The organism is Neorhizobium sp. NPDC001467 (assembly GCF_050275975.1).
GTDB lineage: Bacteria > Pseudomonadota > Alphaproteobacteria > Rhizobiales > Rhizobiaceae > Neorhizobium.
In genome coordinates, this window is record NZ_JBNNPS010000001.1 from 388,657 (window position 1) to 400,842 (window position 12,186).

At 60.2% G+C, this 12,186-nt stretch carries 13 protein-coding genes; 12 read left to right on the forward strand and 1 reads right to left on the reverse strand.

Annotated elements, in window-relative coordinates; genetic code table 11:
* Positions 1–58 precede the first annotated feature (58 nt).
* From ACQKKX_RS01950 to ACQKKX_RS02005, 12 genes are all read left to right on the forward strand, one after another.
* Positions 59–1,312, forward strand: coding sequence for a sarcosine oxidase subunit beta family protein (locus tag ACQKKX_RS01950; RefSeq protein ID WP_427568267.1), 1,254 nt, complete (start codon positions 59–61; stop codon positions 1,310–1,312).
* A 25-nt stretch (positions 1,313–1,337) separates the two neighbouring features.
* Positions 1,338–1,616 carry a sarcosine oxidase subunit delta gene (locus tag ACQKKX_RS01955; RefSeq protein ID WP_427568269.1) on the forward strand — a complete coding sequence of 93 codons (279 nt, stop codon included), beginning with the start codon at positions 1,338–1,340 and terminating at the stop codon, positions 1,614–1,616.
* Positions 1,613–4,570 (forward strand): sarcosine oxidase subunit alpha family protein, encoded by a 2,958-nt coding sequence (locus tag ACQKKX_RS01960; protein ID WP_427568271.1) that lies wholly within the window; start codon positions 1,613–1,615, stop codon positions 4,568–4,570. The genes ACQKKX_RS01955 and ACQKKX_RS01960 overlap by 4 nt, the downstream gene beginning before the upstream one ends.
* 10 nt (positions 4,571–4,580) lie before the next feature.
* Positions 4,581–5,129 (forward strand): sarcosine oxidase subunit gamma, encoded by a 549-nt coding sequence (locus ACQKKX_RS01965; protein WP_427568273.1) that lies wholly within the window; start codon positions 4,581–4,583, stop codon positions 5,127–5,129.
* Between the two features lie 312 nt (positions 5,130–5,441).
* The gene (locus ACQKKX_RS01970; protein ID WP_427568275.1) at positions 5,442–6,344 is read left to right on the forward strand and encodes a branched-chain amino acid ABC transporter permease; all 903 of its coding nucleotides are present in this window, start codon (positions 5,442–5,444) and stop codon (positions 6,342–6,344) included.
* A gap of 37 nt (positions 6,345–6,381) precedes the next feature.
* The gene (gene livM, locus ACQKKX_RS01975; RefSeq protein WP_427569326.1) at positions 6,382–7,734 is read left to right on the forward strand and encodes a high-affinity branched-chain amino acid ABC transporter permease LivM; all 1,353 of its coding nucleotides are present in this window, start codon (positions 6,382–6,384) and stop codon (positions 7,732–7,734) included.
* A 17-nt stretch (positions 7,735–7,751) separates the two neighbouring features.
* Complete coding sequence (locus ACQKKX_RS01980) at positions 7,752–8,609, forward strand: ABC transporter ATP-binding protein (RefSeq protein WP_427568276.1); 858 nt, start codon at positions 7,752–7,754, stop codon at positions 8,607–8,609.
* Positions 8,609–9,337, forward strand: coding sequence for an ABC transporter ATP-binding protein (locus ACQKKX_RS01985; RefSeq protein ID WP_427568278.1), 729 nt, complete (start codon positions 8,609–8,611; stop codon positions 9,335–9,337). Before ACQKKX_RS01980 ends, ACQKKX_RS01985 begins: the two co-directional genes overlap by 1 nt.
* Positions 9,338–9,376: 39 nt before the next feature.
* Entirely contained in the window at positions 9,377–9,730 is a 354-nt protein-coding gene (locus ACQKKX_RS01990; protein WP_427568279.1) for a DUF6867 family protein, read from the forward strand.
* Positions 9,731–9,886: 156 nt separating this feature from the next.
* A complete protein-coding gene (locus ACQKKX_RS01995) occupies positions 9,887–11,008 on the forward strand; it encodes a branched-chain amino acid ABC transporter substrate-binding protein (protein ID WP_427568281.1) in 1,122 nt (373 codons plus the stop codon).
* Positions 11,009–11,112: 104 nt separating this feature from the next.
* Positions 11,113–11,478, forward strand: coding sequence for a YunG family protein (locus ACQKKX_RS02000; protein ID WP_427568283.1), 366 nt, complete (start codon positions 11,113–11,115; stop codon positions 11,476–11,478).
* Complete coding sequence (locus ACQKKX_RS02005) at positions 11,475–11,891, forward strand: VOC family protein (RefSeq protein WP_427568285.1); 417 nt, start codon at positions 11,475–11,477, stop codon at positions 11,889–11,891. The genes ACQKKX_RS02000 and ACQKKX_RS02005 overlap by 4 nt, the downstream gene beginning before the upstream one ends.
* A gap of 32 nt (positions 11,892–11,923) precedes the next feature.
* Here the strand turns inward: ACQKKX_RS02005 and ACQKKX_RS02010 are convergent, their stop codons facing one another.
* Positions 11,924–12,127: a hypothetical protein gene (locus ACQKKX_RS02010; RefSeq protein WP_427568287.1), complete on the reverse strand. Its 204-nt coding sequence runs from the start codon at positions 12,125–12,127 to the stop codon at positions 11,924–11,926.
* Positions 12,128–12,186 lie beyond the last annotated feature (59 nt).

Here is a 12,186-nt window from a genome sequence, read left to right on the forward strand (position 1 = left end):
CGCTTGTTCTTGCGGCCGCACATGCCCATGCTCGCGGACAAGACAACAGGACGTCCGCATGCGTTATTCCGCCCTTTCCATTCTCAGACAGGCCCTTTCGGGCAATCACGGCTGGAAACCGGCCTGGCGGGAACTCGAGCCAAAACCGCATTACGATGTGATCATCGTCGGAGGCGGCGGACATGGTCTCTCGACCGCCTATTATCTGGCCAAAGAATTCGGCATCAGGAATATCGCGGTGCTGGAAAAGGGCTATATCGGCTCCGGCAATGTCGGCCGCAACACCACGATCGTGCGCTCCAACTACCTGCTTGAGGGCAATATTCCGTTCTACGAATTTTCCCTGAAGCTGTGGGAAGGGCTGGAGACCGAGCTCAACTACAATGCCATGGTCAGCCAGCGCGGGGTGATGATGCTGGCCCATTCCGACGGCCAGCGCGATGCCTATGCGCGGCGCGGGAATGCCATGCGCATGCATGGTGTCGATGCCGAACTGCTGGATCGCGAAAACCTGCAGAAGATGATGCCCTACCTGAATTACGACCACGCCCGTTTCCCGATCAAGGCCGGGCTATTGCAGAAGCGTGGCGGTACGGCGCGCCATGATGCGGTCGCCTGGGGTTATGCGCGCGGGGCCGATCGGCACGGCGTCGACATCATCCAGCATTGCGAGGTGACGGGCATCCAGCGCGACGAGCATGGCAAGGTGACGGGTGTCAAGACCTCTAAAGGATTTATCGGCTGCAACAAGCTGGCGCTGGCGACGGCCGGATATTCATCCGAGACCGCGCGCATGGCGGGCCTGCGCCTGCCGATCGAGACGCATGTGCTTCAAGCTTTCGTCTCGGAAGGCATCAAGCCGGTGATCGACAATGTCATCGTCTATGGCGGCGGACATTTCTATATTTCGCAGTCCGACAAGGGCGGCTTGGTCTTCGGCGCCGATATCGACTATTATTCCTCCTATGCGCAGCGCGGCAATCTCGCCATCGTCGAATCGACGATGGAGGAGGGCGTATCGCTGATCCCCGGGCTGTCACGCCTCAGGGTGCTGCGCAGCTGGGGCGGCGTCATGGACATGTCGATGGACGGGTCTCCGATCATCGATCGCACGCCGATCGACAACCTCTACCTTAATGCCGGCTGGTGCTATGGCGGCTTCAAGGCCACCCCGGCTTCAGGCTTCTGCTTTGCCCATCTGATTGCCAGAAACGAGCCGCATCATGTGGCGCGGGCATTGCGGCTCGACCGTTTCGAACGCGGTCATGCGGTGGATGAAGCGGGCAAGGGCCCGCAGCCGAACCTTCACTGACAATGCACGACCGAGATATGTTCTGATGGCAAGCCTGATCACCTGTCCGCATTGCGGGCGACGCCCTAGGGAAGAGTTTTCCATTCGTGGCGATGCCGTGCCGGAACGGCCGGCGCCCGCGGCTTCTGAGGAAGCGTGGCATGCTTATGTCTACCTGCGCGAAAACCCGGGCGGAAGAATTCGTGAATATTGGCATCACGCGGCCGGTTGCCGTCGCTGGCTTGTCGTTGAGCGGGATAATCTGACCCACGAGGTTTTTGCCGTCAGCGATGCGCGTGACGATGCGAAGGGAGGTGCGGCATGACCTCTTCCCGTATCGCCGATGTCGGTTTGGTCGATCGCGGTCGCGTCGTAAAGTTCTCGTACGATGGCCGCGCCTACAAGGGGTTTGAAGGAGACACGCTCGCCTCGGCGCTTTTGGCCAATGACCAGATGCTGATGGGGCGCAGCTTCAAATATCACCGGCCGCGCGGACCGGTGACCGCCGGGCCGTCGGAACCGAATGCGCTGATGACGATCGGCGCCCAAGCCCGCTGCGAACCGAATACGCGCGCGACCGTGGCCGAGCTTTACAATGGCATGGTGGCGAAGAGCCAGAATGCATGGCCGTCGCTGAAATACGATCTCGCCGCGATCAACGGTCTGCTGTCACCAATGCTGGGCGCGGGCTTTTACTACAAGACTTTCATGTGGCCGGCAGCGTTCTGGGAAAGGCTCTACGAGCCTTTGATCCGCCGCGCCGCCGGTCTCGGCAAGGCCGTCCTGGCCACGGATCCGGACCGTTATGAGAAGAGCTGGGCGCATTGCGATCTTCTGGTCATCGGTTCCGGCCCGTCCGGGCTGATGGCGGCGCTGACGGCCGGTCGCGCCGGCCTGCGCGTCATCCTCGCCGAACAGGATTTTCGCCTCGGCGGATCGCTGCTTTCTGAGACGGCGGTGATCGGTGGCGTTTCGGCGCCGGATTTCGTGGCGGCGACACTGGCCGAACTCGCAGCCATGCCCAATGTGACGATCATGCCGCGCACCACCGTGTTTGGCTGGTATGACGACATGGTTTTCGGTGCCGTCGAAAAGGTGCAGAAACACGTGGCCGTCCCGAGCGCCGACAAGCCGGTGGAGCGGCTGTGGCGCATCGCTGCCGGTCGCGCCGTCCTCGCCTCCGGTGCCGAAGAACGGCCGATCGTCTTCGGCGGCAATGACCGACCCGGCATCATGACCGCCGACGCCGCGCGCACCTATCTCAACCGCTATGGTGTTGCCATCGGCCGTAAGGTGGCAATCTTCACCAATAACGGATCGGGGTATCGCACAGCAGCCGATCTGTCCGCGCGCGGTGTCGATATTGCCGCCATCATCGATAGCCGCGCGACGTCCACGGATTTCGCGCCCTATGGCGTGCGCGTGATCCGCAGCGGCTCCATTGTCGATACGAAGGGCGGCAAGCGTCTTTCGGGCATCATGACCAACCGCTTCGGTTATGACGAGATGATCGAGTGCGATGCGCTCGCCATGTCCGGCGGCTGGTCGCCGATCGTGCACCTGATGTGCCAGCGTGGCGCGAGACCGGTGTGGTCGGAAGCGGCGCAGGCATTCATGGCTCCGAATGTGGGGCCTCTGTTTACCGCAGCCGGTTCGGCGGCCGGACAAACCACGATTTCCGAATGCCTGCGCGATGGCGCGGTAAAGGCGCATGCGGCAGTGGAAGCAGTCGGCGGCGTGATAGGAGATCTGAATACGCCGGAGGTCGAAGGCGAATACGATCCGTCCTTTGCGCCGCTGTGGTATGTGCCGGGCGCGCGTTCAAAGGCGTTTGTCGATTTCCAGAACGACGTCCGTATCGATGATCTGGCGCTTGCGACCCGCGAGGGCTTCGGCCATGTCGAACACGCCAAGCGCTACACGACGAGCGGCATGGCGACTGATCAGGGCAAGCTCGGCAACGTCAATGCCGTGGCGCTGCTGGCCGGCATGCGCGGTGTTTCTCCGGCCGAAGTCGGAACCACGACATATCGTCCGTTCTACACGCCGGTTTCCTTCGGGGCCTTAGCGGGTACTGCGCGCGCCGAACAGTCGCGGCCGATCCGTACCTCGCCGCTGCATGGCTGGGCCAAGAGGAACGGTGCCGCCTTTGTCGAAAGCGGAGCGTGGTATCGGTCGGCCTATTTCGTGCAGGGTGAGGAGAAGAGTTGGCGGGAAAGCGTTGATCGCGAAGCGCTGAACGTGCGCAAGAATGCCGGTCTCTGCGATGTCTCGACACTCGGCAAGATCGAGATTTTTGGCGGTGATGCGGCAGAGTTCCTCAATCGCATTTATTCCAACGCCTTCCTGAAACTGCCGGTCGGCAAGGCGCGGTATGGCTTGATGCTGCGGGAAGACGGGATCGTTTTCGATGATGGCACGACCAGCCGACTTTCGGAAAACCATTACGTGATGACCACGACGACCGCCTATGCGGCTGAGGTGATGGCGCATCTGGAATTTGCCGCGCAGACGTTCTGGCCGGATCTGGACGTGCGGCTCGTCTCCGTCTCAGATCAGTGGGCGCAAATGTCATTGGCGGGGCCCAAGTCGCGAACCATCCTGCAGAAGCTTGTCGAGGACGATCTCTCCAACGCTTCCTTCCCTTTCCTTGCAGCCGGAAAAGTGCAGTTAAAGGGTGGGCCGGAGGCACGTTTGTTCCGCATCTCGTTTTCGGGCGAACTGGCCTATGAACTGGCGGTGCCGGCCGGTTACGGGGAGGCGGTGGCGGATGCGATCATGGACGCGGGTCGGGACGAAGGGATCTGTGCCTATGGCGTCGAGGCGCTCGATGTGCTGCGGATCGAAAAGGGCCATGTCACCCATGCCGAACTGGATGGCCGCACCACCGCAGACGACGTGGGCTTGAGCAGGATGATGGCAATGGCCAAGCCGGACTTTATCGGCAAGCGTCTTTCCAGTCGCTACGGCCTGACCGCCGCCGACCGCCTGCAGATGGTCGGTCTGAAGCCGGTGGAGCGTGACAAGCCGCTGAAGGCCGGCGCCGCACTTCTGCGCGAAGGCGCCGAACCATCGATGACGGCGGGGCAGGGGTTCGTTTCGTCCGCCTGCTTCTCGCCGCATGTCGGCCAGTGGATCGGGCTTGCCATGCTGAAATCCGGGCGCGAGCGGATCGGCGAAAAGATCCTTGTCTGGGATGCCGTACGGGGCAGCGAGTTTCTTGCGGAAGTCTGCGCGCCTGTCTTTGTCGATCCCGAAAACCATAACCTGCATGTCTGAGGTGCTGCCGATGTCGATCCCGTTTACGCCGCGGCATGTCCTGGAAGACCGCATGAGCGGTTACGAGCCGAGCCCGAATGCCAACCATCTGAGGGTGATCCGCAGACCGGTAATCTTTTCCGTGATGGCGCATTCGGACCATCAGGATGCGGTGGTCGGGGCGCTGTCGCGGGTTGCGGATATCGTTGCGCGCTGGGTCAGTCCGTGGGACTGGCTGGTCCTGTCGCAAACGGCGGGCGCTGCAACGGTCGCGGCATCGCTCGGCGCCATTTCCGGCCTCTCCTTTGCCGAGCAAAGCGATGGTCAGGTGCTGATGGCGATCTCAGGCCCGGATGTGCGCAGGATTCTTGCCAAATGCGTGGCGGTTGATCTGCATGCGGATGTGTTTGCCGAAGGTGCCGGCGGGCCGATGATGATCTGTCGCGTCGTCGGCCATCTTGCCCGCACCGGTGCCGATGAGTTCGAAATCATCGTGCCGCGCTCCTATGCCGCCTACGTTTTCGACGAATTGCGGGAGGCCGGACGCGAATACGCGATGACACGCGGCTTTGGCGAATGACGCATGTGCGCGCCGGTCGCGTGCGACGGCACGGTGCGCAAAGAGATCAAGATCAACGAAATATGCCGGGCAGCTAAAATTGCTTCCGCACCCGGTTTCCGCACAGTTTTTGTGATATCGCTGCCGTGTTTTTAGGGCTGATGAGCGTTATTGCGCCATCCTGGGCAAAAGCCCATTAATTTTTTTCTGCCTCTTTCTTTTGCACTTCACATTTCTATCGAAACGGGTAGGAATCAAAAAAATTGAAGATCCCATAAGGGACGCGAAACGAAGAGATGCGGCCATTGCGAGCAGCATCCCAGGGGAAACTACATGGAATATTTTATCCAGCAGCTCGCCAACGGGCTGACTCTCGGATCGATCTATGGCCTCGTGGCAATTGGTTACACGATGGTTTACGGCATTATCGGCATGATCAACTTCGCCCACGGCGATATCTTCATGCTCGGCGGATTTGCTGCCTTGATCGTCTTTCTCATTCTCACCACGTTCTTTGCAGGCATTCCGGTGGCGCTCGCGTTGCTGCTGATGCTCGTCATCGCCATGCTGATGACCGGCCTGTGGAACTGGACGATCGAACGTATCGCCTATCGCCCGCTGCGCGGTTCGTTTCGCCTTGCGCCGCTGATCACCGCGATCGGCATGTCGATCGTGCTGTCCAACTTCATCCAGGTGACGCAGGGCCCGCGCAACAAGCCGATCCCGCCGCTGGTGACGGATGTCTACCACATCGGCAACATCACCATCTCGCTCAAGCAGATCCTGATCGTCGTGATCACCTCGGTCCTGCTGTTCGCCTTCTGGTATATCGTCAACAAGACGCCGCTTGGCCGCGCCCAGCGCGCCACCGAGCAGGACCGCAAGATGGCGGCTCTTCTTGGTGTGGACGTCGACCGCACGATCTCGATCACCTTCATCATGGGTGCGGCACTCGCTGCCGTCGCCGGTACCATGTACCTGATGTATTATGGTGTCGCCTCGTTCAACGACGGCTTCATTCCGGGCGTCAAGGCGTTTACCGCAGCCGTTCTCGGCGGTATCGGCTCGCTGCCGGGCGCCGTTCTCGGCGGTCTTCTGATCGGCCTCATCGAAAGCCTGTGGTCGGCCTATTTCTCGATTGCCTACAAGGATGTCGCAACCTTCGCCATCCTCGCCATCGTGCTGATCTTCAAGCCCACCGGCATTCTTGGCCGGCCGGAAGTGGAGAAGGTGTAACATGGCGACCGGTTATCAAAACGTGCAGGAAGACGTGATGGCCAAGGCCGTCAAGGAAGGTGCCGTCGCCGGCATCATTGCCTTCCTGATGTTCCTCGTCTTCGTCGGCATCGAAACCTATCAGGACATCAACAACCAGCTGGTCTGGCGCACGCGCTGGGGTCTGCTTGCCGTCTTCGTCGGCGTTGCTGCCGTCGGCCGCTTCCTGACCGTGGGTTTCATCAAGCCGCATCTCGACAAGCGCAAGCTTGCCAAGGCGAAATCCGGCGTTCTGGAAATCTCGGAAGAGAAAAGCTTCTTCCACAAGCATTTCCTGAAAATCGCTCTGGTTTTTCTGCTCTGCTATCCTTTCCTGGCAATGATGATCTTCGGTCGTCAGGGCTCGCTGAAATATGTCGACAATTTTGGCATCCAGATCCTCATCTACGTGATGCTCGCCTGGGGTCTCAATATCGTCGTCGGCCTCGCTGGTCTGCTCGATCTGGGTTACGTCGCCTTCTATGCGGTCGGCGCCTATTCCTACGCGCTGCTGTCCTCCTATTTCGGCCTCTCCTTCTGGCTGCTGCTGCCGATGGCCGGCATTCTGGCAGCCCTTTGGGGCATCATTCTGGGCTTCCCGGTTCTAAGGCTTCGAGGCGACTATCTGGCCATCGTGACGCTCGCATTCGGTGAAATCATCAGGCTTGTGCTGATCAACTGGACGGATGTCACCCGTGGCACCTTCGGGATATCCGGTATCGCCAAGGCTTCGTTCTTCGGCATCTGGTCCTTCGACGTCGGGGCAGCGAACAATTTCAACAAGGCCTGGGGGCTTCCGTCTTCCTCGGTCTATTACAAGATGTTCCTGTTCTACGTCATCCTGGCGCTCTGCATGCTGACGGCCTATGTCACCATTCGGCTTCGCCGCATGCCGATCGGTCGCGCCTGGGAAGCCCTGCGTGAAGACGAGATTGCCTGCCGCTCGCTCGGCATCAACACCGTCGCTACCAAGCTGACGGCCTTTGCCACCGGCGCCATGTTCGGCGGTTTTGCGGGTTCGTTCTTCGCGGCCCGTCAGGGTTTCGTGTCTCCGGAAAGCTTTGTCTTCCTGGAATCGGCGGTCATTCTCGCCATCGTCGTTCTCGGCGGCATGGGTTCGCTCACCGGCATCGCCATTGCGGCGGTGGTCATGGTCGGCGGCACCGAGCTGCTGCGTGAAATGGAGTTCCTGAAGCACGTCTTCGGGCCTGATTTCACACCCGAACTCTACCGCATGCTGCTGTTCGGCCTGGCGATGATCATCGTCATGCTGTTCAAGCCGCGTGGCTTTGTCGGCACCCGTGAACCGACCGCTTTCCTGAAGACAAGAAAGGCTGTCTCCGGCAGCTTCACCAAGGAAGGCCACGGCTGATGGCGACGAGTACGACAATGACAAACGATACGATCCTCAAGGTCGAACACCTGTCGATGAAGTTCGGTGGCCTGATGGCAATCAACGACTTCTCGTTCGAAGCCAGGCGCGGCGAAATCACCGCGCTGATCGGCCCGAACGGCGCCGGCAAGACCACGGTGTTCAACTGCATCACGGGCTTCTACAAGCCAACCATGGGCATGCTGACGCTCAAGCGCTCGAACGGCAAGGAGTTCCTGCTGGAGCGTCTGCGCGATTTCGAGATCAACAAGGTGGCGGGCGTTTCCCGTACATTCCAGAATATCCGGCTGTTTTCCGGCCTGACGGTTCTGGAAAACCTGCTCGTCGCCCAGCACAACGCGCTGATGAAGGCGTCCGGTTACACGATCCTCGGTCTGCTTGGCCTGCCGGCCTACAAGACGGCGGCCAGGGAAGCCATCGAGAAGGCGCAATACTGGCTGGAAAAGGCCGATCTGATCGATCGCGCCGACGACCCGGCGGGTGACCTTTCCTATGGTGCGCAGCGCCGTCTGGAAATCGCTCGCGCCATGTGCACCGGTCCGGAACTGCTCTGCCTAGACGAACCGGCCGCCGGCCTCAACCCGAAAGAATCGCTGACGCTGAATTCGCTGCTGCGCGGCATTCGCGACGAAGGCACGTCGCTGCTCCTGATCGAGCACGACATGTCCGTGGTCATGGAAATCTCCGACCACGTCGTGGTTCTCGAATATGGCCAGAAGATTTCGGATGGCACGCCGGATCACGTCAAGAACGACCCGAAGGTGATCGCAGCCTATCTCGGCGTCGAGGATGAAGAAGTTGAACAAATCGAGGAACAGCTCGACCATGCTACCGTCGAAGGAGGGACCGTCTGATGGCCGGTGAACCCCTTCTCAAAGTCCAGGGTGTCGAAACCTATTACGGCAATATCCGCGCTCTCTCCGGCGTCGATGTCGATGTCCACCAGGGCGAAATCGTCAGCCTGATCGGGGCGAATGGCGCCGGCAAGTCGACGCTGATGATGACCATCTGCGGTTCTCCGCAGGCAAAGAACGGTCAGGTCATCTTCGATGGCGAGGATATCACCAAGCTGCCGACGCACCTGATCGCTAGGCGGCGCATCGCCCAGTCGCCGGAAGGCCGCCGCATTTTTCCGCGCATGACCGTGCTCGAAAACCTGCAGATGGGCGCCAATCTCGACAACCTCAAATATTTCAAAGAGGACGTCGAAAAGGTGTTTGCGATGTTCCCGCGCCTGAAGGAACGCCAGACGCAGCGCGGCGGCACGCTTTCGGGCGGCGAACAGCAGATGCTGTCGATCGGCCGTGCGCTGATGGCGCGTCCAAAGCTGCTTCTGCTCGATGAGCCGTCGCTCGGCCTTGCCCCCTTGATCGTCAAGGGCATTTTCGAGGCGATCAAGAAACTCAACAAGGAAGAGGGGCTGACCGTCTTCCTCGTCGAACAGAACGCGTTTGCGGCGCTGAAGCTCTCGGACCGCGCTTACGTCATGGTCAACGGCCGCGTGACGATGTCGGGTTCCGGCAAGGAATTGCTGGCCAACCCGGAAGTTCGTGCCGCCTATCTCGAAGGAGGCCGGCATTGAGCGCGATCCTTTATACCCTCTCGATGGGGAGCAACTGACATGCAGGGCCTGTTTTTCGAAGACGATACGACGGTTCGCTATTTTCTGCGCGGCATCGTCATGCTGCTGGGTTTCTGGACCGCATGGCGGGCCGGCAAAGCGGCGGCAGAAGGCTGGAACGGTTACCGCGAAGTGGTGATTTATGCGGTGCTTCTGACCTGCGCCATGCAATTCCTGCATTACGCCCTGTTCCAAGGTCCGTTCATAAACGCCTTCTATTTCAGTCTGGATCTGGTTCTTCTGATTGGTTTTGCGCTGGCCGGTTTCCGCATCCGCCGCACCAAACAGATGGTGCAGAACTATTACTGGCTCTACGAGCCGACCTCCGCGTTTTCGTGGAAGAACAAAGATTGACAGCCGGTCTAAACTGAATTCAGATCGGCCTGAACAAAAACAAGAACAAGAACAATAACACACCAAAAGGTGGAACAGCTTTCCGGCGCAGCGATGGTGGGTGCTGCGCTGGATCCCAAAAAACCGCTCACCTCATAAATAACTGGGAGTTATTCAATGAAGAAGTCTCTTCTTTCCGCTGTTGCGCTGACGGCCATGGTTGCCTTTGGCGGCAACGCCTGGGCTGACATCGTCATCGCGGTCGGCGGTCCCTTGACCGGCCCGAACGCCGCATTCGGTGCACAGCTCCAGAAGGGCGCCGAACAGGCCATCGCAGACATCAACGCTGCCGGCGGCATCAACGGCGAAAAGCTGACGATCGCGCTCGGCGACGACGTCTCTGACGCCAAGCAGGGCGTTTCCGTCGCCAACAAGTTCGTCGCTGACGGCGTGAAGTATGTTGTCGGTCACTTCAACTCCGGCGTTTCCATCCCGGCGTCTGAAGTTTATGCCGAAAACGGCATTCTCGAAGTGACGCCGGCTGCAACTAACCCGGTCTTCACGGAGCGCGGCCTGTGGAACACGTTCCGCACCTGCGGCCGCGACGACCAGCAGGGCGGCGTTGCCGGCAAGTATCTTGCTGAAAAGTTCGCCGATGCCAAGGTCGCCATCATCGACGACAAGACGCCCTACGGCCAGGGCCTCGCGAACGAGACCCAGAAGGCCTACAACGCGGCCGGCAAGAAGGAAGTCGTGCGCGAAGGCGTCAATACCGGCGACAAGGATTTTTCCGCGCTCATCGCCAAGATGAAGGAAGCCGGCGTCTCGATCATCTACTGGGGTGGCCTTCACACCGAAGCCGGCCTGATCATCCGTCAGGCGAAGGACCAGGGCCTGAAGGCAACGCTCGTTTCGGGTGACGGTATCGTCTCCAACGAACTCGCCTCGATCGCCGGCGACGCCGTCGAAGGCACGCTCAACACGTTTGGCCCGGATCCGACGCTGATTCCGGAAAACAAGGCGCTGGTCGAAAAGTTCAAGGCCGCAGGCTTCAACCCGGAAGCCTACACGCTTTACTCCTACGCCGCCGTTCAGCTGATCGCCGAAGGCATCAAGGCTGCCGGCAGCGCAGAAGATGCGGAAGCCGTTGCCGCCAAGCTCAAGGAAAGCTCGTTCAAGACCGTTCTTGGCGAAATCGCTTTCGACGAGAAGGGCGATCCGAAGCTGCCGGGTTACGTCATGTACGAATGGAAGAAGGGGCCGGACGGCCAGTTCAGCTACTTCCAGCAGGGCAGCTAAGGCCCGACCGGCCTTTAGCCCCAAAACATTCAGGGAGCCCGGTATCACGCCGGGCTCTTTTGCCTTCTGCGATGGATAGAGCGTCCTTGCGAAAGGGGGAGGGAATGACCGTCGATCCGCAGTCAACGCTCCGAGAGGCGCTTGAAGCCGCTTGGTCGATTGAGACGTCGAGCAAATGGCAGCCGGACAATCCGGCTTGTGGTCAATGCAGCGTGACGGCGCTCGTCGATCAGGACATGCGGGGCGGCGAACCTGCCAGGACCAGGGTTGAAGGGGCATGGCATTTCTACAATATCGTCGAGGGTAAGCGGCTCGATTCTTCCGCGAGCCAGTTCGCGGTGCCGGTCGCCTATTCCGACACCATCGCCAGCCGCGAGGAAGCGTTTTGCGACACATTACCCGAACAGTATCGGCTATTGTGGGAGCGGGTTCAGATCGGATTGCCGGGACGGCGAAGGGACGAGCCATGACGTACCAACTCGGCCGAGTGATCGACCATGTGCATCTGCGTGTTTCGGATCTCGAAGCGAGCAGGACGTTCTATCGGGCGATCTGCACGGCCCTGAACCGTGAGGACGCGTGGCGCGACGAAGGCGACCACTTCATGATCGATGAACTCTATTTCGATGCCGCGGATGACGACGTCTCGCGGATACACCTTGCGTTTCAGGCTTCTACCGCCGAAGATGTTGACGCATTCTTCCGTCTGACGACAGCCGCTGGTGGCCGGCCCAACGGCGCGCCCGGCTTTCGCTCCTACCACAACGCCTATTACGCTGCCTTCGTGCTGGATCCGGACGGCAACAATATCGAGGCCGTGTGCGATGTCTCGGCGGTTCGCGATGCAGTGAGCGTCAAGGTGGAGCGCATCGGTACCGGTTGAGGGCGGCGGCCCGCGGCGTTACAGTTTGCGGCTCACTTTCCCTCGTTCCCGCGTCGCTTCATGTCGCGTTCGGATTCGGTCTCTTCGTCCACGGATGCCCGTTCATCCTCGATTTCCACCTTGATGGGGCCGTTTCCCTGCTGCCACGCCTGTTCGACGGCTGTAGCGGCATCGCGGGCGGTTTCGGTTTCGACGGCGGATTCCTTGCCGGCAAGCGGCTTGACCTTGAACGACATGACGCGCTCTCCCTGTTTCCAGCATAAGTCCTTTGCCGACAACCGCTACCGGCAGCTTC